Below are 22,739 nucleotides of genomic sequence, written 5' to 3'. Positions count from 1 at the left end.
ATAAAAAGCCGGGGTTTCCCCCGGCTCAGGCAAGCGGATTAACCGTTCTGGATAAATGCCAGCAGATCGGCGTTGATCGTCTCTGCCTCGGTGGTCGGCATGCCATGCGGGAAACCGTGATAGGTTTTCAGCGTGCCGTTGGGCAACAGCTTGGCCGACAGCGGGCCGGAATTGTCATAAGGCACAATCTGATCGTCGTCGCCGTGCATCACCAGCACCGGAATGGTGATGCTACGCAGATCGTCGCTGAAGTCGGTCTGTGAAAAGGCGACAATGCCGTCATAGTGCGCCTTGGCGCTGCCCATCATGCCCTGACGCCACCAGTTTCTGATGATGCCTTCGGAAGGCTGCGCGCCGGGACGGTTGTAGCCGTAGAACGGCCCCGCCGGCACGTCATGATAAAATTGCGCCCGGTTGGCGGCCAGCTGCGCCTGCATATCATCGAACACCGATTTGGGCAGGCCGCCGGGATTGGCGTCAGTTTTCACCATCAGCGGCGGCACCGCGCTGATCAGCACCGCCTTGGCGACGCGGCTGTCACCGTGGCGGGCAATATAGTGCGCCACCTCGCCGCCGCCGGTTGAGTGGCCGACGTGCACCGCTTTTTGAATACCGAGGTGATCAACCACCGCCGCCACGTCATCGGCATAGTGGTCCATATCGTGTCCGTCCCAAACCTGGCTGGAACGCCCGTGCCCACGGCGATCGTGAGCAACGACGCGGTAGCCGTGCGCCAGGAAAAACAGCATCTGCGCATCCCAGTCATCTGAACTCAACGGCCAGCCGTGGTGGAAAAAGATAACCTGTGCATCCTTCGGGCCCCAGTCTTTGTAGAAAATCTCGACGCCGTCTTTCGTTGTGACAAATCCCATTGCATTTCTCCCTCAGGTTTATGGTGTGAACTCACTTCGCCGATTGCACGGTTATGCCGGCAGCGGCTCTGTTTAAGGATAGTGGTGGTACGGACATTCATCACGACGCTATTTTCTATCGTTTTGATTGATCAATGCGCCATTTTTAATCAATACCGTGTGGCGGGCAGAAGCTCTGCTCAGCATCACAAGCGGGGATGACCCTGCCGGTTACATCAGGACTGGCACGCCCCCCGCGCAGGCCTTAAACTTGTCTCTATTCATATCAATGAGACTTTATCCGCCATGCATGATTTTCTGATTATCGTCCCCGACGGGGGCATGCTGTTTGAGGCGGCGGGCGTCGCCGATATTCTGACGCAGGCCAACCGCCTGCTGCCGCAGAATGCCCCCGGCGCCCCCTATCGGGTAACGGTGGCCACCACCCAGTCGCACCGGGTGGTGCACGGCGTCTCAGGCCTGAATCTGCTGGCCGATCGGCGGCTGTGCGATCTTGACCCTACGCATCCTTACGACACCGTGATGGTCGCCAATAAGGGCCAGTCCGACGCCGAGAACCTGGGCGTGGTGCACTGGCTGCAGCAGGCGGTGCACCACGCCCGCCGGATCGCCTCAATCTGCGGCGGTGCGCTGCTGCTGGCGCAGGCCGGCTTGCTGAACGGCCGTCACGCCACGACCCACTGGCGGCTGTTGGAACGTCTGCAGGCGGAGTTTCCGCAGGTAACGGTCGACAGAGGGCCGATCTATGTGCAGGACGGCAATATCTGGACCTCGGCCGGCGTCAGTTCCGGCTTCGACCTGACCCTGGCGCTGGTTGAAGAAGATCACGGTTTCAGCCTGGCGCGGGATGTGGCGCAGGATTTGGTGATGTTCCTGCGGCGTCCCGGCGGACAGGCGCAGTTCAGCAGTTACCTGCTGCATCAGGCCGGTGACGGCCCTATCTGTCAGCTGCAGACCTGGCTGGCGGAGAACCTCACGCAACCGCTCTCCGTCACCCAGCTTGCGGAGCGCGTCGCCATGAGCCCACGCAATTTCACCCGGGTGTTTACCCGCGCCACCGGCGTCACGCCGGCCAGATACGTGGAAGAAGTACGCCTGAACGCCGCCAGACAGCGGCTGGAGCAAACGACGCAGGGCATTGAGCAGATCGCCGTGGACACCGGTTTCGGCAGCGGCCTCAATCTGCGCCGGGTGTTCGAGAGAAACCTGCAGCTGACGCCGACGGAGTACCGGCAGCGCTTTTGCGCACGACATCCGTCCTGAATTGATTGTTTATTGTCATTTACGACAAAACTGCACCGCACTACATTGACGACAGACACCGATAACGAAGGAGTTCATCATGGTCAACGTAGGCATCAACGGCTTCGGCAGGATTGGACGTAACGTGTTGCGCGCCGCGCTTGGACGGACAGATTTTCAGGTCGTGGCGGTTAACGATCTCACCGACAGCCGCACCCTGGCCCATCTGCTGAAATATGATTCACTGGCCGGCACATTCGCGGCGGAGGTCGAGGCCGGTGAAGGCCAGCTGAAGGTTGATGGCCGGACGATCCGCGTGTTTTCAGAACGGGATCCGGCGGCGATCCCCTGGCGCAGCGCCGGGGTGGACGTGGTTATCGAAGCCACCGGCTTATTCACCGAGAAAGCCAAAGCGATGGCGCATATCACCCACGGCGGCGCCAAACGCGTGATTATTTCCGCCCCGGGCAAGGATGACGACATCACCATCGTGATGGGCGTCAATGACGCGCAGTACGATCCGGCGCGGCATCAGGTGGTCAGCAACGGCAGTTGCACCACCAATGGTCTGGCGCCTGCCGCCCAGGTGCTGCATCAGGCATTCGGCATTGAACATGGCCTGATGAACACCACCCACGCCTATACCAACAGCCAGGCGCTGCACGACCAGCCGGAAAAAGATCTGCGCGGCGCACGGGCCGCCGCCGTTTCCATCGTGCCGTACTCCAGCGGCGCCGCCAAGGCGATCGGCAAAGTGATCCCCGAACTGGACGGCCGGATGACCGGCTATTCGCTGCGTGTTCCGGTACCGGTAGTGTCCATCGTCGATTTAACGGTCAACCTGCAGCGCGAGGCGACGGCTGAAGAAATTAATGCCGCGTTCCGCAGCGCCGCCGCATCCGGCCCGCTGCAGGGCATTCTGGGCTACAGCGATGAGCCGCTGGTATCGAGCGACTACCGCGGCGATCCGCGTTCTTCAATTATTGACGGGCTGTCGACGCTGGTGATTGGCGGCAAGATGGTGAAAATTCTCGCCTGGTATGATAACGAATGGGGCTTCTCCAACCGCCTGATCGATCTGGCGCTGCTGATGGAAAAACGCGGCTTATAAGTCCCTTTGCGCAAGGTTCAAGGCTATACTGACGACACCGCCGACGGCGGTGTTTTTTTGTCTCTTTCGATAACGGAGTCATTATGTCAGCGCCATTTCCCCTCACTCCCGCCGAACGCGCCGCCGTGATGATCTTCGCCGACGGCGATCCTGATGAAAACCCCTGGGTTGCCGGCAAACCACGGGTGGAGGAGATCGACGTCGTCGACTATGACCCGTCTTGGCCGCAGCGCTTCGCACAGGAAAAGGTGCGGCTTGAGCGCACGTTGGGGTCATACGCGCTGCATATTGAGCATGTGGGATCCACCGCGGTGCCGGCGCTGGCGGCCAAGCCGATTATCGATATCGATCTGCTGGTGGCCGACCCGGCGTATGAAGCGGGCTACATACCGCCGTTGACCGCATTAGGCTATACTCATACCGTGCGCGAGCCGTCATGGTATCAGCACCGGATGCTGCGGCTGGACGCGCCGCAGATCAATCTGCACGTTTTTGCCGCCGGCAGCCCCGAGCATTTGCGTCACCGGCTGTTCCGCGACTGGCTGATCGCGCATCCTGAAGATCGGCAGCTGTACGCCGCCAGTAAACGGCGCGCAAAGCAAGGCGTAAACACCATGACCGATTACAACCGCAACAAGCAGGAGACCGTGCGGCAGATTTACGCAAAAATTTTCGCCGCTCTGGCTAACGGCGCGAATTAAGCGTTATTCCCCGGCAGCGCGCTGGCCAGCGTCGCCATCAGCCGTGCCCGCCGCTGCTCCAGTTCGTCAATCTGCCGTTCGATATCCGCCAGGCGTTGATACTGCACCGCCTGCGTTTCCGGACAAAACGCGGCGCCTTCTACCAACAGCATGCAGTCCGGAAACGCACGGATCTCCGCAATGCTGAACCCGATGCCAATCAGCCGCCGAATCTGGCGTACCTGAGTGACCGCCCGTTGGGAAAAATAACGGTAACCATTCTCGGCGCGCGTTGAGGTTACCAGCCCCTGCGCGTCGTAATGGCGGATCGCCCGTACGCTGACGCCGGTTTTTTGCGCCAGCTCCCCGATTGATAACTGCATCGCTCCCCCCTGAATCACCGCTTGACCCTGACATTAATGTCAGGGTTTAGCATAGCCGGGAATCGTTATTGAGACAGGAGCTTTTTATGCCGTTATCCCTTCGTCACCTTATTCTGGCGCTGATGCTGGCGCTGGTTTCCGCCACCCTGCCCGCCGCAGAGAAACACTACACCGTCAGCGCGCCCGACGGTGTGCAGATCGCCGTGCAGGAATCGGGCAACCCCGCCGGCCCGCCGATTATCTTTATCCACGGCCTGCTGGGGAGCCATCTGAACTGGACGCAGCAGCAACAGGCCCCGCAGCTGCAGCGCTACCGGCTCATCACCTTTGATCTGCGCGGCCACGGTCTGTCCGGCAAACCGCAGCAGGAAGCGGCGTACCGCGACGGCAAACGCTGGGCAGACGATCTGGCTGCCGTCATCAACAACGCGCAGGCCCGGCGACCGCTGCTGGTCGGCTGGTCGCTGGGCGGCGCGGTGATCACCAACTACCTGGCGGCCTACGGCGACAGCAACATCAGCGGCGCCGTCTATGTCGACGGCGTGGTGGAATTAACCCCTGACCTGATCCCCGCCCATCCGCAGGTTTATAGCGCGATGACCGCCGAGCGGCTCGGCACCCACCTGGACGGCGAGCGCGCCTTTCTGCGCCTGTGCTTTTATCAGCAGCCGGATCGGGTAACGTTCGAACGGCTGCTGGCCAATGCGGCGCTTGCCGCCTGGCCGATGCAGCGTGCGGTACCGACGATGACCATCCCGCTTGAGCAGGGGCTGAAAAACGTCCGTGCGCCGCTGCTGTTTATCTATGGCCGGCATGATGCGCTGGTCAATCCGCAGGCATCACTGGCCAGAGCGCGAAGCGTCAACCCGCGCATTGAGAGCCAGATCTATGACGACTCCGGCCACGCGCCGTTTATTGAGGAGGCGCCGCGCTTCAACCGTCAACTGGCGGCGTTTGCCGCCCGTCACGCCGCGCCGCAACGCGCGCAATAAGCCACCGGCGGCGTGGCCCCGCGCGTTAGCGCCGGGAGGAAGAATGATTTCAGCAAACAACTATACACCGGATAATGAATATCATAGTATCGGTTAACTAATTGATACCGGAGAGTATTGTTGATGAAAAAACTGCTGTTTTCGGCGTTAATCGCCACGTCCGCCGTGTTGTTATCCGCCTGTTCACCGGATAACGATCATAACGTTAAAGTGGCGATCAATACCGGCCCGGATGAAGCCATCTGGAAAGTCGTCCAGCAGGTGGCAAAAGACAAATATAATCTGGATGTCGACGTTATCTCCTTTAACGATTACGTGCTGCCTAACGAAGCGTTAAACAATAAAGATGTCGACGCCAACGCCTTCCAGACGCTGCCTTACCTGGAGGATCAGTCGAAGGAGCGCGGCTATAAGTTTGCCATCGTCGGCAAAACCTTTGTGTTCCCGATCGCCGCCTACTCGCACAAGATAAAAAATATCAGCGAGTTAAAAGACGGCGCCACCATCACCATCTCCAACGAGGTCACCACGCTGGGCCGCAGCCTGCTGCTGCTGCAGGCGCAGGGGCTGATTACGCTGAAAGACGGCGTGGGTTACCTGCCGAGCAAAATGGATATCACCGCCAACCCGAAAAACCTGAAGATTGTTGAGGTGGATACGCCGCAGCTGGCGCGCACGCTGGACGATCCGAACGTGGCGATCTCGATTATCAACACCAACTTCTCCGCCCAGGCCGGGCTGTCTGCGGTGCGCGACGGCTTGTTCATGGAAGAGAAAGACTCGCCGTACGTCAACGCGATTGTGGCGCGCGAAGATAATAAGGACAGCAAGAAGATTCAGGAACTGAAAGACGCCTTCCAGTCCCAGGCCGTCGCCGACAAGGCGATGGAAGTGTATAAAGGCGACGCGATTAAAGGCTGGTAATTGACATCCTCGGCCAGCTAAAAGACGGCGGCCATACCGCCGTCTTTGCCCTCTGCCCGGATCTTCACCGGGAAAAACCACGGCGTATTGAAAATCAGGCACCGTGCAGCGCCAACCCCTTGATCGCCTTATCCACCGCCTTCTTCGGCCCGAGCAGCGCCAGACCGACCAGATTCAGATTATCAGCATCCTCCGCCAAAAACGCCTGACGGTTGGCTTCATCGTGCCCGGTGGTAAACATGGCGTGCACGTAGGGGATCAGGGTGAGTTCACGCTCCAGCCCTTTTCGGTGGCTGGTCTGCAGCCCGGCAATGTCCGCCTCAAAAATCAGCATCGGCTGGCCGGAAATCGCGCCGTAATGGCGGCCGTGCGCGTCCACGTAGCGCTCGCCCAGTATCTCCGGTGCGGCTGCGGCAATCCCCGTCGCCAGAAAAGCCACCACATTCAGCCGCTGCCAGGCGGCCAGATCGTCACGCACGATAAAGGCGATTTTGCTATCAAACATCACTGCCGGTACTCCGTTGGTTGCTAAAAAACGCATCATCGGAGATCGGCCGTCCGTCAGTATAGAACGTTTGTGCACTGGCGCTGATAGGCCTGCGGCGACAGCCGGTAGGCGCGCTGGAACCAGCGGCCCAGGTGGCTCTGGTCGGCAAACCCCACCTGCATCGCCACCTGCGCCGGCGGCTCGCCCCGCGCCAGCCGCATACGCGCGGCGCGCAGACGCAGCCGCACCAGATAGGCGTGGGGCGACAGGCCAAAAGCTTTTTTAAACTGGCGAGTCAGGCGAAAGCGATCGATGCCGCTCTGCCGGGCCAGTTCGTCCAGCCCGATATTGTCGGCCATATGTGCGTGCAAGTATTCCCTGAGGCGATGGATCAACACCTGCGACTCATCTCTCAGCGACGAGGGCCTCACCTGGATATGGCGGGCCAGCAGATCGATCAGCCGGTCCAGACTCTGGTCGCGCGCCAGCCGGCCTTCGTTGTGGTGCACGGCGCAGAACGCCTGCTGGATCGCCGCACTCAACCGGGCATCGTCGGTCAGCGTGTGGCGGAACGCCCCTTCCAACGTCGACACATCGCCCAGCCCGCGCCGCCGCATCACGCCGGATACCCAGCTCTGCGGCAGATACAGCATGCCGTAGGTAAAGCCCTCATCCTGCGGCGCGTGGCCATCGTGCACCGCACCCGGTTCTATCAGGATCGCGCGCCCGGGGCGGCTGGTATGCAGCGAACGGTGACAGTTGAAGCGCTGTAATCCCTGCTGGGTAACGCCGACCAGCATCTCGTCATGATCGTGGGGATCGTAAGCGTGCCCGCGAAAATGAGCGTGAACGCTTTCGATACCAGTGTCGTCATCACGCCGCAGGGTAAGCCAGTCTTCGCTGCGCGGCGCATTATGCGTTGACGCCATGGGATTCTGTTCTCCGAAACGGTATGGATGGATGTCAGAATTATCATACGTTCATCCCCGGGCGTTACAAAAAAATTGAAACTCATGCCGCTTTGCCGCCACTCAATGGCTATGTATTCAGTCAGGAGTCATCAAGGTGAAAATGCCACAGATCAAAAACGTCTTCAGCAGCAACCGGGTCAATCCGCCGCCGCAACAAGAAACCGCCCGTCCCGTCACCGTGGCGGATTTACTGCAACGCGGCGCCAACCAGAACGACAGAAGCGTGGAGCCAACCGGCTTTAACTCGATTCATGAGCTGCGGGATTTTGCCCGCAACAACCCGCTGCCTAACACGCTGTATCGCGCCCACTTCGGCGATCGCGACGAGATTGACGCCTACGGCCTGGAACGTTCCGACGCATCGGATAAAAAGAGCGGCGACGACTATCTGGCGGATATTATCAAGCACACCTCGCGCACCGGCGGCAGCAGCGGCGGCGTGCTGTCGCTGTCCGGCTCGCTGCAGACCGCGCGCCGTTTTGCCACCGGCCGCACCGTGGTGCAAATCGACGCCAGCGCCTTTTCCGGTCGCTTTAAAACCACCGCGCAGATCCTGCTGGACGATGCGGACCGCCTGATGGCGGCGAAGAAAGTCTCGCCGAGCACGGTCAGAAATGCGCTGGAGCATTTACAAAGTGATGGGGAGTCCGAGGCGTTCTACCTGGACGGCGATATCCCCCGCAGCGCGGTGACCCAGATCTACTAACGCCCCGCCCGGATCCTGTCGCGCAGGCGATCAGGCGAAACCGCCATTGACCCTGAGCACCTGCGCGTTAATCCAGCGCCCCTGTCCGCCGGCCAGAAACGCCACCACCTCGCTGATGTCCTGCGGCACGCCCAGTCTTTCCAGCGGCGCGGCCTGCGCCAGCGCGTCAATTTGCTGCTGACTCTTACCGTGCATAAACAGTTCGGTGGCGGTCGGCCCGGGCGCGACCGCATTGACGGTAATATCCCGCCCGCGCAGCTCATTCGCCATCACTCTGACCAGCCCTTCCACGGCAAGCTTCGAGGCGATATAAGGGCCATAGCCGGGCATCGATTTGGCAATCACGCTGGTAGACAGCGCGATAATGCTGCCGCCCGCCGACAACTGCTCGCCGGCCGCCGCCATCATCAGAAAAGCGCTGCGGGCGTTGACGTTCATCATGGCGTCAAAGTCCGCAAGACTGGCGCTGGCAATCGGCGCCATGCGCATAATGCCGGCATTGATAACCACCGTATCAAGCCGGCCAAAGGTGGCCTGCGCGGCGCTGAACAGGCTGGCTACCACGTCCGGCTCGGCGACGTCTCCCGCCACCAGGACGGCTTTTCTGCCCAGCGCGGCGATCTTATCCGCCACCGCCTGCGCCGCTGCGCGATCCCTGCCAAAACCCAGCACGATATCAAAACCGTCCCGGGCCAACGTGAGCGCGATATCGCGCCCTATGCCTTTACTGGCGCCGGTCACAATGGCGCTTTTGTTCTCCACCGACATACGTGTTCTCCTGTCCGGCACGGTCGCCGGGTTGGTTGGTCATCAGCAGCGCACGGCCGCGCCGCCGGCACGAGTAGTAATTATAGCGGCGGCACGTGGCCGAGCTGCTGATACAGCGCCAGCCAGTCTTCCATGTGCCAGGTGGCGGTTACACGCTCGCCGTTCAGGGTATGAAACTCGTGCAGCCTGACGCTGATGCTGCGCCCGCTCGGCGCAATGCCCATAAATTCGCCCAGATGGGTGCCGGTAATTTCGGCGCGAACGGCGGCTTTGCCCGGCTCCTGCAGCATCTCGTGAATGGTGATGCGGATATCGGGAAACGCGGCGATAAATCCGGCCAGCAGCGGCTTGAAGCCGTCAGGCCCCGGCCCCTGTCCCGGCGCCAGCGGAATATCCTGCCAGTCGCGGGTAACCGCCAGGTGCACCAGCTCCGGGTCTTTATCATTAAACGCGCGGTACAGCGTCTCGACGGCGGCGCGCTCGGTTTGTAAACGTTGGGTCAGATCGTCAGTATCGGTCATGCCTGGAAGCCTTTTGCTATCGGCGGTGCAGCTCACCGCCTTGCGCAGTATTCACCGCCGTGCCATCATCAATCCAACAAATTTCATGTATAGAGTAATATATAAAATATGAATTTTGAGGGGTTCGATCTTAATCTCCTTGCGGCGTTTGACGCGCTGATGGCGGAACGCAATGTCACCAAAGCGGCGGCGATGGCGGGCGTCAGCCAGCCGGCGATGAGCGCGGCGTTGGCGCGTCTGCGGCGCGCGTTCGACGATCCGCTGTTTATCCGCAGTGCGGAAGGCCTGCAACCGACCGCCAAGGCGCAGGCCATCGCCCCGCCGGTTGCCGAAGCGCTGGCGCGCATCCGCGGTATTATGCACCCCGCCGAGGCATTCGATCCGGCGGCGCAAACGCTCAGCTTTACCCTGGGGCTGACGGAGTATCCGCTGCATATCGCGCTGCCGGCGCTGAGTAAGAAATTTGCGGCGCTGGCGCCGAACGGCACGCTGCACATCCGCAGTTTTACCGACCGCGATGAAACGGTGGCGCTGCTGGACAGCGGTAAAATTGACGCGGCCCTGAGCGTAACGCCCACCAAGACGCAGCGCCGGATCGTATCCGTTCCGTTGCTGAGCGATGAGTTTGTCACGCTGACGGCAAAAGACGACGGGACGGCGCGCGACGAAATGACGCTGCAACGCTTTCTGGCGATGAAGCACATCCTGGCGTCGCCGGAAGGCAACCGCTACGGACTGATGGATGAGATGCTCAGAGAACGCGGGCTGACCCGCCAGGTGGCGCTGACGCTGCCCAGCATGTTCGCCATCCCGGCGCTGCTGCCCGGTTCGCACTATGTCAGCACGGTGCTGCGCCGGGTGGCGGCAACCTCGGCCTGCCGCGAGGCGCTTACCATCACCGAGCCGCCGCTGCCGATGCCGCAGATTCAGTTTCACCTGTTATGGCATCAACGCACGCAGGATCATGCGGCGCATCGCTGGCTCAGAGAGATGATTGGCGCGGTGTGCCTGGAGATTGACTGACCGTCCCCCGGCGCCATGCCCTTACAGTACTTTCGACAAAAACTGACGCGTGCGCGGATGGCGCGGGTGGTTTAACAATTCATCGCCGCTGCCCTGCTCGACAACTTTACCGTCCACCATAAATACCACCTGATCGGCCACCTCACGGGCAAAGCCAATCTCATGGGTCACCACCACCAGCGTGGTGCCCGATCGCGCCAGCTTTTTAATCACGTCCAGCACTTCACCCACCAGTTCCGGATCCAGCGCCGAGGTTGGCTCGTCAAACAATATGACCCGTGGACGCAGCGCCAGCGCGCGGGCAATGGCAATGCGCTGCTGCTGTCCGCCGGAAAGGTGCCGCGACCAGGCGTCGGCCTTATCGCGCAGTCCGACCACATCCAGCAGCGCATACGCCTGCTCCACGGCGGCCCTGCGGCTCAGCCGTTTGTGCGCCACCGGCGCTTCAATCAGATTTTCCAGCACGGTCAGGTGCGGGAACAGATTGAAATTCTGGAATACATAGCCGACGTTAATCCGCTGTTTGAGTATCGCTTTCTCCTTCAGTTCATACAGTCTGTCGCCCTGCCGCCGATAGCCAATATAGTCGCCGTCAATCTGGATAAATCCTTCATCCACCCGCTCCAGGTGGTTGATGGCGCGCAGCAGCGTCGATTTGCCGGAGCCGGACGGCCCGAGGATCACCGTGACGGATCCGGGCGGGATCTCCAGCGACACGTCATCCAGCGCCTTATGCCGGCCGAAGTATTTACTGACGCCGGTAATGGAAATATGACCTTCAGCTGACATGGGCAGGCTCCTGTGCGGTGACCGCGCGCGCGCGGCCTGCGGTGCGTGTGGTATTGACCGCCGAACGGCGCTCGCTGCGGGCCAGCGCGCGTTCAACGGCATACTGAATAAGCGACAGCACGGTAGTGATCACCAGATACCAGACCGCGCCGACCATCAGCAGCGGGATCACCTCCTGCGTACGGTTGTAGATCATCTGGATGGTGTAGAACAACTCCGGCATCGCCAGCACGTATACCATCGCCGTGCCCTTGGCGAGGCTGATAATCTCGTTGAAACCGGCCGGCAGGATGGTGCGCAGCGCCTGCGGCAGAATAATGCGTACGGTGCGCCGCCACGCCGGCAGCCCCAGCGCGGCGGCGGCTTCGTACTGGCCGTGATCGACGCCTAAAAAGCCGCCGCGGATAATCTCGGCGCTGTAGGCGCTTTGTACCAGCGTCAGGCCAACCACCGCGGTGGAAAACTGTCCCAGCACGTCAATAGTGGCAAAACTGCCCCAACGGATGCCGGTAAAGGGCACGCCGAGCGATAAGGTGTCGTACAGGTAGGAGAAGTTATACAGCACGATCAGCACCACGATCAGCGGCAGCGAGCGGAACAGCCAGATATAGCCGAACGCCAGCGTGCTGAGCAGCCAGGAAGAAGAGAGCCGCGCCAGCGCCAGAATACCGCCGAAAATCACGCTTAACAGCGTGCCAAGCAGGGTCAGCAACAGGGTCTGCCCCAGTCCCTGCAGAATCACCGGGTCGAAGAACCAGCGGGCGAACACCCGCCATTCCCAGCGCGGGTTAAAGGCTACCGACTGCACCACCGCCGCCAGCAGCAGGAGCGCGACGGCGGCGCCGACGGCGCGCAGCGGATAACGCGCCGGCACCACTTTAATGGTTTCACCGTTTTTCATTATCATTCCTCATGCAGTTTGGCGTAATGCGGCGTGCAGCAGCGTTTTGGTAAAGCGCAGCCGGCCGTCAAACGGCGGCCGGGCGTACTCTTCCGGATCGCGGCCGGGGTCAAACTGCGGGGTATAGCCCTGGCTCAGGTAGAGTTTCACCGCCTCCGGCTGACGAAAGCCGGTGGTCAGATAGATGTGCCGGTAGCCCGCCAGCCGCGCCCGGCGCTCCAGCTCCTGCACCACGCGGGCGGCCAGCCCCTGCTGACGCAGCGTCTTATCGGTCCAGATGCGTTTAATCTCGGCGGTTTGCGCATCGTACGGCTTGTAGGCGCCGGTGGCGATAATCGCGCCGTCGCGCTCCAGGGCGATAAACAGCCCCTGCGGCGGCAGATACCATTCGGTCAACTCGACCTCCGCATGGCGGGAAAAGTAGTCGTCATAACGCGCGGCGTATTCGTCAAACAGCCCGGCGAGAATCGGCTGCAGTTCGGCGTCCTCCGGCGATACGTCGCGAAATTGCTCGCTCATCACGGCCTCCTTAATCACCCAGCCCGGCGGGATTGACTTCCGAGGCGGTAATACGCTCCACGCCTTCCCCCCAGCGATTGAGCACCCGGGCGTAGTCGCCGTTGTTGATCGCGCCGTTCAGCGCGGTCTGGACCGGCAGCGCCAGGCCGCTGCCCTTTTTCAACGTCACGGCGATATGCGCCGCTTTCGGCCAGCCGCCGTCCACGCTGCCCGCCAGGCGGGTTTTACCGCTCAGCGCCGCCTTCCACGCGCCGGTGACGTTGGGGCCAAACCAGGCGTCGGCGCGGCCGGACTGCAGCGCCAGCGTCTGCGCCGCATCGTCTTTGGTATAGATCGGCGTAAACGGCTTCAGCCCGGCCTGCAGGTTTTGCGCGTTCCACGCCAGCAGGATCGCTTCCTGATTGGTGCCGGAGCCGACAATAATGCGTCGCCCGGCGATATCCGCCGCCTTTTGCAGCGATGCAATCGGGCTGGAGGTTTTCACATAAAAACCCAGCGAATCCTTGCGGTAAGTGGCGAAATCAAACTTCGCCTTGCGCGCTTTGGTGACGGTGATATTGCTGATCGCCGCGTCATATTTGCCGGAGGTGACGCCGAGCGGCCAATCCTCCCACGAGGTGGGCACAATATTGAGTTCCAGCCCCAGGCTGTCGGCGACCAGCCGCGCGATATCCGCCTCGCTGCCGAGCAGCGTTTTATTGTCATCGGCGAACAGCGTCAGCGGCGGCGAATTCAGTCCGGCAATGGCGACGGTAAATTTTCCCGGCACGGCAAAGCGATAGCCCGGCGGCAGTTGCGCGACGGCGGCGGCGTTTTTCGCCGTGTGGATCGGCGTTTTGTTGGCATCAAGGCTCACGCCCGCGCCGTTGATGGTGACGTTCTCAGCCCGGACGGCCGGCGTAACGGCCAGCGCCAACGCCAGAATAAACAAGGGTTTCTGCATAGCGTTTCTCTGTATTTTTTATCGTGGGGTGAACTGATTGCGCGGCTCCGCCAGCCCCAGGCTGGCGCGCAGCGTATTGCCGGGATATTCTCGGCGGAACAGGCCGCGTTCCTGCAGGATCGGCACCACCTGATCCACAAAGCGCGGGAAGGTATCCGGCGTGCCGCCCTGAATAATAAAGCCGTCGGCGCCGTATTCTTCAAACCAGTGCTGCAGCCCGTCGGCCACCTGCTCCGGCGTGCCGGCAAAACGTGGTCGCGGCGAGGCAGCCTCCAGCGCCACCTGACGCAGCGTCAGACCGCGTTCACGGGCACGATGTTTGATTGCGTCGGTGGTGCTGCGAAAGCTGTTCTGCCCCAGTTCGCCCAGTTCAGGGAAAGGCTCATCCAGCGGATACCGGCTGAAATCATGATGCTCAAAGTAGCGGCCCAGATAATTCAGCGCATCCGGCAGTGAAACCAGCGCCGCCGTGGTCTGGTACTGCTGCTCCACATCCTGCGCGTCGTGGCCGACAATCACGCTGACGCCCTGGAAGATATGCAGTTCCTCGGCGCGGCGGCCATGCTGTTCCAACTGCTGTTTCACGTCGCGGTAAAACGCCTGCGCGTCGGCCAACGTGTCATGGTGGGTAAAAATGGCGTCGGCATGGCGCGCCGCCAGTTTTTTACCGTCGTCGGAGGCGCCCGCCTGGAAAATAATCGGCCGGCCCTGCGGCGTGCGGCCGATATTTAACGGCCCCGCCACCTGAAAGAAATCACCGTGATGGTTCAGCGTATGCAGTTTTTGCGGATCAAAGAAGCGGCCGCTCTGTTTGTCACGCACAAAGGCGTCCGCCTCCCAGGAGTCCCACAGTCCTTTCACCACCTCAAGATACTCGTCGGCAATGCGATAGCGCAGCGCATGCTCCGGGTGCTGACTACGGGAAAAGTTTTTCGCCGATCCCTCCAGCGGCGAGGTCACCACGTTCCAACCGGCGCGGCCGTGGCTGAGGTGATCCAGACTGGCGAACTGACGCGCGGCGGTAAACGGCTCGCTGTACGAGGTGGAAAGCGTACCGACCAGCCCCAGGTGCCGGGTGACGCCGGTCAGCGCCGACAGCACGGTCAATGGCTCGAAACGGTTAAGAAAATGCGGGACCGATTTTTCATTGATATACAGCCCGTCAGCGACGAACAGAAAATCGAATTTTCCCTCTTCCGCCTTCAGCGCCGTGGCTTTGGCAAAATCAATATTGATGCTGGCGTCGGCGGCCACTGCCGGATGGCGCCAGGCGGACATATTGCCGGATGCGCCATGCAGCATCGTACCCAGACGCAGCTGTCGTAATACGGACATCGTTTTCCCCTTGGTTAAAGTGAGTGCAGCGCTTGTCGCTGACCGGTTAACGTCATGCCGCCACCTGTCGGGCCTGAGCCAGCAGCCGTAGCGAGCGCAGGCGCGCCGCGCCGTCGGCGATAGGCGTGTCAATAATGAACTCATCAATGCCCCAGCGCTGATGCAGCGCCTCAAGCTGCGCCAGCACCGTATCCGCCTGACCGGCCAGCAGCGACTGGGCGCGTCTGGCGATGCGCAACGGTTCACTGCCCGCCTGACGGGCAAAGGCATAGGCCTGCTCTTCACTGGCCACGCTGACGCGCTGGCCGTTCGCCAGCTCGACGCCCCATACCTCGACGTGACGCGCCAGCCGTTGCGCCTCGGCCTGTGTCGGCGCGACAATCGCCTGAACGGCAACCAGAGTTTCACGGGTGCTGTGCGCCCGCCAAGCGTCGAGCACCGTGCGCATCAATTCGGTATCGCCGTTCAGGTGCGCGGCGAAGACAAAGCGCCAGTCCAGCCGCGCCGCCAGTAATGCGCTTTCCACGCTGGCCCCCAGCAAAAAGCCCTGCGCAGGCTGCGGCGGCAGCGGCGTGGCGCGCACCGGTTCGTCGGCCCCGGGCGACAACCAGCGGTTCAGCTGCGTCAGTTGGTCGGCAAAACTGCCTTTATCCTGTGGGTTCAGCCCGTGCTGTAACGCCCGCGTGGAGAGCGGCAAACCGCCGGGCGCTTTACCCACGCCAAGGTCCACGCGGCCCGGGGCAAGGGACGCCAGCAGGTTGAAATTTTCCGCCACTTTATACGGGCTGTAATGCTGCAGCATCACGCCGCCGGACCCCACGCGGATGCGCTGTGTCTGACCGAGGATCCAGGCGATGAGCAGTTCCGGCGACGGACTCGCCAGTTGGGGGGAGTTATGATGTTCGGCCAGCCAGAAGCGGTGAAAACCGGCGGCCTCCGCCTGCTGCGCCAGGTGTAAAGTACGCGCCAGCGCCTCGGCGGCGGTTTCGTTTTCCGCGACGGGGCTTTTATCCAGAATGCTGATTCGCCAGGACATGTTGTTATCTCATGTGATTTAACATGTCGTTATTATTAAAGGGCGATTTACCTACTGAAAAACAATTAATTTACCTTTGGATTGCCGAAATCCGGCAATGTATTCCCTGCTAACCGTGAGGAGTTAAAGAGCGCCGGCGTGAAGGCCGCGCCGGCGCCGAATACCAACACCGGTTATGCAAATGCCGCGCGGAACGCCTGCAGCGCCGGCTCCGGATCGCCGGACGCCCATCCTTCCAGCGCCACCACGCCCTGATAGTTAATCTCCCGCAGCGTGCGGGCGATCGCCGGATAGTTGATCTCCCCGCTGCCGGGTTCACAACGGCCCGGCACGTCGGCCACCTGTATTTCACCAATATGCGCGGCGCTGCGGCGAATCAGCTCGCACAGGTTCCCTTCGCCAATCTGCGCGTGGTAGAGATCGAGATTCATCTTCACAAAGGGGCTGTCCACCGCGCTGACCAGCGCCAGCGTCTCCTCCGCCCTGGCGAACGGCGTGCCGGGATGATCGACCGCCGTATTCAGGTTCTCCAACGTAAACACGCGGCCCGCCCGCTCTCCCAGCACGGCCAACGACTGCAGCGTTTGATAGGCTTGCAGCCACATCGCACCGCTGGCCGTCGCCACCGGCCTGACCGGCAGTCCGCGGTGATCCAGCCCGGTGCCGTGCAGGTTCAGCACCGGGCAATTCAGACGCTGCGCCACCTGCAGCGATTCCTGCGCGCTGTCCAGCAGTTGGCCAATGGCATCCTCGTCATGCAGATTGCCGCTGATATAGCCGGTCATCGAGGTAAAGCGCGCGCCGGTCTGCACCAGCGCCTCGATGTCTTTCTGCGTCCAGTCCCAGATTTCAACGCCGAATCCCAGCTGATGAATGCGCCGCACCCGCTCAATAAACGGCAAATCGAGAAACACCATTTCGGCGCAGACGGAAAGCGTAAAGTCTGACATGCGCGTTCTCCCTTACAGTACGATCGGTTTGGACTGTTGCACGGAAGCAATGCAGGCCAGCGCGATTTCCAGCGCGTTGCGCGCATCCTGCCCCGTCGCCTGCGGCGTATCCCCCGTCGCCACGCAGCGCACAAAATCGCCTAGCTCCGCGATATAGGCATCGCGCAGCAGATCCGTATCCCGGCGGGCGGTATCGATGGATATTCCCTGCGCGTTGTAGCGCACGCAGTTGTTGATATTGATATTGCCCGCCTGCAGCATGCCCTGGCTGCCGAACACCTCGCCGCGCACATCGTAGCCGTACACCGCCTGGAAGTTGGCCTCGGCGGTAGCGATGGCGCCGTTGTCGAAACGAATGTTGACCACCGCGGTATCCAGCAGGCCGCGCGCTTTAAAGTCCGGTCGCACCAGCGCATCGGCCATCGCGTACACTTCAACCGGTTTCGCGCCGGGGTTGAGGTGCAGCAGAATGTCGAAGTCGTGGATCAGGGTTTCCAGGAAAATCGTCCAGTGCGGGATCGGCGTCGGATCGCCCAGCCCCGGATCGCGCGTAATGGAGCGCATCAGCTGCGGCACGCCGAGATGGCCCGCCTTAATCTCCTGATAGGCGGCGGCAAAACCGCTGGCAAAGCGGCGGTTAAAGCCGACCTGCAGCACCACGCCCGCCTGCTGCGCCGCCGCGATCGCCGCATCCGCCTCCTCCAGCGTCACCGCCATCGGCTTCTCGCAGAAGATGCTTTTCCCGGCCCGGGCCGCCGCCGTCACCAATTCGGCGTGGGTACGGGCCGGCGAAGCGATGACCACCGCGTCGATATCGCCATCGTCAAACAGCGCCTGCGGATCGGTATAGGCGCGTGCCGCCCCCAACGTCGCCGCCAGCTTCTCCGCCGCCCCCGGCACCGGATCGGCCACCGCCGCCAGCGTCGCCCCCGGAATACGCTGCGCCAGCGTCTGGCCGTGGAAACTCCCCATCCGTCCTGCGCCAATCAAACCAACGCGCACCATCTTTGCAACTGCCATAACGTTCTCCTTTTTTATCGGTAAGGTACTGACTATTTAGTGTGGGAAACCGGCTGTGTAGCGGAGATCTCCGCCTGTTCACCGCCAAAGCGCCGGGATTTCGACAGCATCAGCGGTTCGATATGCTCCAGGGAGACGCCCTTGGTTTCAGGCAGGAAACGCCCGACAAACCAAAACGCGATCAGGCTGAAACCGCCGCACAACAGCAGCGGAAATGCACCGTGGAAATGCGCCATCAGCGCAGGACTGCGGTTCATCATCGGAAAGCTTTGCGTCACGATAAAATTGGCCGCCCACATGGAGCAGAATGCGAAGCCCATCGCCACGGCGCGCATGCGGTTGGGGAAAATTTCAGCGATCAGCAGCCAGGCGCCCAGACTCCAGGAGAGGCCGAACACCAGCACAAAGCCGACCAGCCCGACGATCGGCAGATAGCCTTTCATCTCCTGCATAAACGTCCAGGCGGTGAAGAACAGAAACAGCGCGCAGCCTAACGAGCCCCAGCGCAGCAACGGAAGACGGCCGAGGCGGTCAACGGCGAACAGCGCAATGGCAACGCCCGCCAGCAGCGCGGCGCCGAGGAAAATACTCTGAAACAGCGAGTCCTGGGTGTTGCCGGTCACGTTCTGCAACAGCGACGGCGCGAAATAGAGCAAAATATTGATGCCGGAAACCTGCTGCAGCACGGCAATCGCGCAGCCGATCCAGAGAATGTAGCTGGCTTTTTTATCCTGCAGGATGCCCGGCTTTTTTCTTGCCTGCGCCTGCTCGGACGCCAGCGAACGCATAATCTCTCCGTGCAGCCGCTGGCCGTGTTCCGGATTCGACAGCGAACCCAGCACCTTCAACGATTTGTCCTGCTTGCCGCGCATGGCATACCAGCGCGGCGACTCCGGCATAAAGAACGCCAGCAGCAGGAACAGCGCGCAAGGCACCAGACCGGACGCCAGCATCCAGCGCCAGCCGGTGGCGACCAGCCATTCATGAGGCATCCCCTTGGCGATCAGGAAATTAACCACATAGACGGTCAGCTGGCCGCCGACCATCAGCATCTGCTGCATGCCCAGCATCCGTCCACGCAGATCCTTGGGCGAGACCTCGGCGATATAGAGCGGCGTCACGGCGGAGGCCATGCCAACCGCCAGCCCGCCGATCATGCGGTAGATAACAAAGTCGGTCAGGTCATGCGCCAGCGCCGAGCCGACGGCGGAGATAATAAACAGCACGGCGGTGACGATCAGGGTACTTTTGCGCCCGCAGCGGTCAGACAGGTAACCGGCGCCCCAGGCGCCGATGACGCAGCCCAGAATCACGTTGGACACCGCCCAGCCGCTCTCCGCCGGCGACAGCGACAGATGCTCGGTCAGCGGGTCGATCACCCCCGAAATCACCGAGGCGTCATAGCCCAGGATCACGCCGCTGAGTGAGGCGATCGCGCAGATAAACAGGATGTAAGGTACGTTGTGTTTGCGTTGCGACATGGCGCTTTCTCTCCACGTTTTTATTGTTAGATTTATCGGTCTTATCGGTAAGAGCGATATTGCTTAGCAACCGCCATGCCAAAAATTAACGCACTGTTTTATAAGGAAAAGTAAAAAACGATCGTGATCACATTATGTTCACAAACAAGACATGTTCACGCCACATGTCTCTATACTGAACACTTTATGATCTGCGGACGCTACCCATGGATTACACACCGGAACGGTACTGGGATGAGGAGTGGGAGTTGATTGCCAGACTTAATAATGAGCAGGCTTTCAGCCGTTATATCAAGGCATTGCACCAAGCCTGGCGGGTGTTCTGGCGCGGTGAGACGCCGTCCGGCGTGCGCGCCGCCGTGCACGCCTCCTGGGCGCGCAGCCGCAGCAACGGCATCGATCCCGACCATTTTCAGTACCGGTTTTGCGAAGAGGAACGGCTGCAGACGATACTGGCGCACAACGCCCCGCTGATCGCCATCGCGCGCGGCGTGATGCGCAACCTGCTGGCTTATAATCCCAACGGGCATATTAATCTCACCGACGCCAGCGGCATTACGCTCTACTTTTGCGGCCAGGATCTGACGCCGGTGGGCAGTATGCTCAGCGAGGACGTTTCCGGCACCAACTGCACCGGTCGCTGCCTGAGCGAAAACCGCCTGGTGTATCTGCTGAACGGCGAGAATTACAAGCGCGCCCTGCGTCAACGTGATAAACACTGCGCCGCCGCGCCGGTCAGGGACGAAAACGGCGTGACGATCGGCGTGCTGACGCTGACCGCCAACTCCGGCAACTTCCACTACCATACGCTGGGCACCGTGCAGGCGGCGGCAGAGGCGATTTCCCAGCAGCTGATGCTGCGTCAGCTGCTCGAGGAGCAGCAATCGGTGCTGGAATCCATCAACGAAGGGGTGATCGTCCTGGGGCAACGGGGCAATATCCGCCAGCTCAACAGCTACGCCCGCCAGGTGCTGGGCATCTCTCCGCGCGCGGACAATCAGGATATCGATAACGTTCTGCAGCCGGAAGCCTGCTCGCTGAAGACGCTGAACGCCTGTAAAGACCGCAGCATTACTTTCTGCCCGGACGGCGGCAGCCGCATCACCTGCCTGATTTCCGTCGTCTGTACGCCGGACGGCGGTAAAGTCATTTCACTGCGGGAAAACCGCCGCATCCGCGATATCACCCACAAGGTAATCGGCAGCAGCGCCAGCTACCACTTCGACATGATCCTCGGCCAGTCGGCCGCCATGCAGGCGGTACGCAACCGGGCGCGCACCGCCAGCCGCAGCGACAGCACCGTGCTGCTGGGCGGCGAAAGCGGCACGGGGAAAGAGCTGTTTGCCCAGTCAATCCACAACAGCAGCGCGCGGCGTAACGGCCCTTTTCTGGCGGTCAACTGCGGCGCAATCCCGCGCGATCTGGTGCAGAGCGAGCTGTTCGGCTATGAAGACGGCGCGTTCACCGGCTCACGCCGTGGCGGCGCGGCGGGCAAATTTGAACTGGCCGACGGCGGCACGCTGTTTCTGGATGAGATCGGCGATATGCCGCTGGATGCACAGGCCAGCCTGCTGCGCGTGCTGCAGGAGAACGAGGTGACGCGCATCGGCGGTAACCGCCCGCTGAAGGTCAACGTACGCATCATTGCCGCCAGCCACCGCGATCTGGAAAAAGAGGTCGCCGGCGGCGCTTTCCGCCGTGACCTTTGGTTCCGCCTGAATGTCATCGACCTGCAGATCCCGCCGCTGCGTCAGCGTAAAGAAGACATCAGCGAACTGGCGGACGGATTCTGCGAGCAGATCTGCCGGACGCTGGGGCGAGAGAAGGCGCGCTTTACCGCCGCCGCCCTGCGCCGGCTGGAGGCCTACGGCTGGCCGGGCAACGTGCGTGAACTGGAGAACATCGTCGAGCGCACCCTCAACCTGACGGACAGCCGGGTGATTGACGAGCAGGATCTGCCGGATGTTCTGCAAACCGCCGGCGCGGCGCGCGGCCACGCGATAAGCGGCAGCCACAGCCTGCAGGAAAGTGAAAGAAATCTGATTATCCTGTGTCTGACGGAAAAGGCCGGCAACCTGCGCCAGGTGGCGCTGGCGCTGAACCTGTCGCGCGGCGCGCTGTATAACAAACTCAAGCGCTATGGCATTGATGCCGACGACTACCGGCGCGGCAAAGCGGCGCGTTAACCCCGTCGTTGCCGCGCCGGGCCGGCAGATAGCCGGGCGATATTCACGTGCCCGACCAAACCGGCGGCCTTTTTTCCAGAAAGGCGTCCACCCCCTCAAGCAGGTCCTGGCTGTGCAAGCGCCGCTGTTCTGCGGCATACTGCGTCTGAAAAGCCTCCGGCAGGCTTTTATCGGCGCTGTCGTAGGCGATATTTTTAATCGCGCGCGTCGCCGCCGGCGAGCAGCGCAGAATATCATTCACCAGTTGTTCAACCGTATCCACCAGTTTCGCCCCGTCGACCACCTGATTGACAATGCCGAACGCCTGCGCCTGACGCGCCGAGATCTGTTTGCCCGTCAGCAGCATCTCCATGGCCAGTTTCATCGGCATCTGCCGGGTCAAACGGAAAATGCCCCCCGCTCCCTGAATCAAACCAAGCTTGGCTTCAGGCAGAGCAAAAACTGATGCTTCACTGGCAACAATCAAATCGCAGGCCAGCGCCAGTTCAAAACCGCCGCCAAAGGCGTACCCCTCCACTACCGCAATAATCGGCTTGTAAATATCAGTGCGTTCGGTCAGTCGCGGCCAGCCCGGACGTCCGGCGCTGCCCAGGCTGGAAAAAGGTTCACCGTCAGCGTAGCGCGTTTTCAGTTCCTTCAAATCCTGACCGACGGAGAAGGATTTGCCGCCCGCGCCGGCCAGCACCGCCACCCACAGTTCGTCGTCATGGTTAAAATCTTCCCATACCGTCAGCAACTGCCTGTGCATGTCAAGATTCATCGCGTTAAGCACGGCCGGGCGGTTCAGGGTGATATAGGCGACATGCCCCCTTTTCTCGTATAACACCGCCGGCGGTAGATTGTCTCGTTCTGCCATATTGCCTCATCCTGTTTCATCAGGCGCGCCGGTCAGCGCGCCT

Annotated in this window: 22 protein-coding genes and 1 pseudogene; 8 read left to right on the top strand and 15 right to left on the bottom strand. The window is 61.3% G+C overall.

All coding sequences use genetic code 11. The features are described from left to right. Nucleotides 1-38 precede the first annotated feature (38 nt). Complete coding sequence (locus FO014_RS21620; protein WP_105231216.1) at nt 39-872, bottom strand: alpha/beta fold hydrolase; 834 nt, start codon at nt 870-872, stop codon at nt 39-41. A gap of 285 nt (nt 873-1,157) precedes the next feature. Between FO014_RS21620 and FO014_RS21615 the strand changes: the two genes are divergently transcribed. The 3 genes from FO014_RS21615 to FO014_RS21605 all read left to right on the top strand — a co-directional run bounded on the left by FO014_RS21615 (nt 1,158) and on the right by FO014_RS21605 (nt 3,926). After that, nucleotides 1,158-2,135, top strand: coding sequence for a GlxA family transcriptional regulator (locus FO014_RS21615; protein WP_160031017.1), 978 nt, complete (start codon nt 1,158-1,160; stop codon nt 2,133-2,135). A gap of 79 nt (nt 2,136-2,214) precedes the next feature. Further along, on the top strand, nt 2,215-3,225 hold the full coding sequence (gene gap / locus FO014_RS21610) for a type I glyceraldehyde-3-phosphate dehydrogenase (protein ID WP_111737049.1): 1,011 nt from the start codon (nt 2,215-2,217) through the stop codon (nt 3,223-3,225). A gap of 83 nt (nt 3,226-3,308) precedes the next feature. Then, nucleotides 3,309-3,926 carry a GrpB family protein gene (locus FO014_RS21605; protein ID WP_160031016.1) on the top strand — a complete coding sequence of 206 codons (618 nt, stop codon included), beginning with the start codon at nt 3,309-3,311 and terminating at the stop codon, nt 3,924-3,926. On the opposite strand, the gene FO014_RS21600 is transcribed toward FO014_RS21605, so the two are convergent. Continuing rightward, entirely contained in the window at nt 3,923-4,288 is a 366-nt protein-coding gene (locus tag FO014_RS21600) for a MerR family transcriptional regulator (protein ID WP_160031015.1), read from the bottom strand. The genes FO014_RS21605 and FO014_RS21600 overlap by 4 nt on opposite strands. 86 nt (nt 4,289-4,374) lie before the next feature. On the opposite strand from FO014_RS21600, the gene FO014_RS21595 reads away from it, so the two are divergent. Together FO014_RS21595 and FO014_RS21590 are read left to right on the top strand one after the other, a co-directional pair. Beyond that, nucleotides 4,375-5,280 (top strand): alpha/beta fold hydrolase, encoded by a 906-nt coding sequence (locus FO014_RS21595; protein ID WP_160031014.1) that lies wholly within the window; start codon nt 4,375-4,377, stop codon nt 5,278-5,280. A 123-nt stretch (nt 5,281-5,403) separates the two neighbouring features. Next, nucleotides 5,404-6,204 (top strand): MetQ/NlpA family ABC transporter substrate-binding protein, encoded by an 801-nt coding sequence (locus FO014_RS21590; RefSeq protein ID WP_105231222.1) that lies wholly within the window; start codon nt 5,404-5,406, stop codon nt 6,202-6,204. 94 nt (nt 6,205-6,298) lie between these two features. Here the strand turns inward: FO014_RS21590 and FO014_RS21585 are convergent, their stop codons facing one another. Both FO014_RS21585 and FO014_RS21580 read right to left on the bottom strand, forming a co-directional pair. Next, nucleotides 6,299-6,709, bottom strand: a complete 411-nt coding sequence (locus FO014_RS21585; protein WP_111737046.1) for a DUF2000 domain-containing protein — start codon at nt 6,707-6,709, stop codon at nt 6,299-6,301. 56 nt (nt 6,710-6,765) lie between these two features. Continuing rightward, nucleotides 6,766-7,620: an AraC family transcriptional regulator gene (locus tag FO014_RS21580; protein ID WP_160031013.1), complete on the bottom strand. Its 855-nt coding sequence runs from the start codon at nt 7,618-7,620 to the stop codon at nt 6,766-6,768. A gap of 136 nt (nt 7,621-7,756) precedes the next feature. On the opposite strand from FO014_RS21580, the gene FO014_RS21575 reads away from it, so the two are divergent. Continuing rightward, nucleotides 7,757-8,368: a hypothetical protein gene (locus FO014_RS21575; protein ID WP_105231225.1), complete on the top strand. Its 612-nt coding sequence runs from the start codon at nt 7,757-7,759 to the stop codon at nt 8,366-8,368. 30 nt (nt 8,369-8,398) lie between these two features. On the opposite strand, the gene FO014_RS21570 is transcribed toward FO014_RS21575, so the two are convergent. Both FO014_RS21570 and FO014_RS21565 read right to left on the bottom strand, forming a co-directional pair. Continuing rightward, nucleotides 8,399-9,136 carry an SDR family oxidoreductase gene (locus FO014_RS21570; protein WP_160031012.1) on the bottom strand — a complete coding sequence of 246 codons (738 nt, stop codon included), beginning with the start codon at nt 9,134-9,136 and terminating at the stop codon, nt 8,399-8,401. 80 nt (nt 9,137-9,216) lie between these two features. Beyond that, nucleotides 9,217-9,657 carry an ester cyclase gene (locus tag FO014_RS21565; RefSeq protein WP_105231227.1) on the bottom strand — a complete coding sequence of 147 codons (441 nt, stop codon included), beginning with the start codon at nt 9,655-9,657 and terminating at the stop codon, nt 9,217-9,219. A gap of 108 nt (nt 9,658-9,765) precedes the next feature. On the opposite strand from FO014_RS21565, the gene FO014_RS21560 reads away from it, so the two are divergent. Continuing rightward, the gene (locus tag FO014_RS21560; protein ID WP_160031011.1) at nt 9,766-10,680 is read left to right on the top strand and encodes a LysR family transcriptional regulator; all 915 of its coding nucleotides are present in this window, start codon (nt 9,766-9,768) and stop codon (nt 10,678-10,680) included. Between the two features lie 21 nt (nt 10,681-10,701). Here FO014_RS21560 and FO014_RS21555 read toward each other — a convergent pair whose 3' ends face one another. The 8 genes and pseudogenes from FO014_RS21555 to FO014_RS21515 form a co-directional block, all read right to left on the bottom strand. Next, the gene (locus FO014_RS21555; RefSeq protein ID WP_187044729.1) at nt 10,702-11,475 is read right to left on the bottom strand and encodes an amino acid ABC transporter ATP-binding protein; all 774 of its coding nucleotides are present in this window, start codon (nt 11,473-11,475) and stop codon (nt 10,702-10,704) included. Beyond that, complete coding sequence (locus FO014_RS21550; protein ID WP_160031009.1) at nt 11,459-12,370, bottom strand: amino acid ABC transporter permease; 912 nt, start codon at nt 12,368-12,370, stop codon at nt 11,459-11,461. Before FO014_RS21550 ends, FO014_RS21555 begins: the two co-directional genes overlap by 17 nt. Before the next feature lie 9 nt (nt 12,371-12,379). Continuing rightward, a complete protein-coding gene (locus FO014_RS21545) occupies nt 12,380-12,889 on the bottom strand; it encodes a GNAT family N-acetyltransferase (RefSeq protein WP_160031008.1) in 510 nt (169 codons plus the stop codon). Nucleotides 12,890-12,899: 10 nt separating this feature from the next. Then, nucleotides 12,900-15,167, bottom strand: a pseudogene (locus FO014_RS24080) (NtaA/DmoA family FMN-dependent monooxygenase). 52 nt (nt 15,168-15,219) lie between these two features. Next, a complete protein-coding gene (locus FO014_RS21530) occupies nt 15,220-16,203 on the bottom strand; it encodes an LLM class flavin-dependent oxidoreductase (RefSeq protein ID WP_160031005.1) in 984 nt (327 codons plus the stop codon). Between the two features lie 173 nt (nt 16,204-16,376). Further along, complete coding sequence (locus FO014_RS21525; protein WP_160031004.1) at nt 16,377-17,153, bottom strand: TIM barrel protein; 777 nt, start codon at nt 17,151-17,153, stop codon at nt 16,377-16,379. A 12-nt stretch (nt 17,154-17,165) separates the two neighbouring features. After that, nucleotides 17,166-18,173: a Gfo/Idh/MocA family oxidoreductase gene (locus FO014_RS21520; protein WP_160031003.1), complete on the bottom strand. Its 1,008-nt coding sequence runs from the start codon at nt 18,171-18,173 to the stop codon at nt 17,166-17,168. A 32-nt stretch (nt 18,174-18,205) separates the two neighbouring features. Further along, nucleotides 18,206-19,654, bottom strand: coding sequence for a sugar porter family MFS transporter (locus FO014_RS21515; protein ID WP_160031002.1), 1,449 nt, complete (start codon nt 19,652-19,654; stop codon nt 18,206-18,208). Between the two features lie 206 nt (nt 19,655-19,860). On the opposite strand from FO014_RS21515, the gene FO014_RS21510 reads away from it, so the two are divergent. Next, nucleotides 19,861-21,840, top strand: coding sequence for a sigma-54-dependent Fis family transcriptional regulator (locus FO014_RS21510; RefSeq protein ID WP_160031001.1), 1,980 nt, complete (start codon nt 19,861-19,863; stop codon nt 21,838-21,840). Between the two features lie 43 nt (nt 21,841-21,883). On the opposite strand, the gene dpgD is transcribed toward FO014_RS21510, so the two are convergent. Continuing rightward, complete coding sequence (gene dpgD, locus FO014_RS21505; protein WP_160031000.1) at nt 21,884-22,696, bottom strand: enoyl-CoA-hydratase DpgD; 813 nt, start codon at nt 22,694-22,696, stop codon at nt 21,884-21,886. Nucleotides 22,697-22,739 lie beyond the last annotated feature (43 nt).

Origin of the sequence: Serratia rhizosphaerae, assembly GCF_009817885.1 — a bacterium.
In the GTDB taxonomy this organism is placed as follows: Bacteria; Pseudomonadota; Gammaproteobacteria; order Enterobacterales; family Enterobacteriaceae; genus Serratia_B; species Serratia_B rhizosphaerae.
The sequence above is the reverse complement of the archived record's forward strand: the minus strand, read 5'-3'. Positions and strand labels throughout refer to the sequence as shown.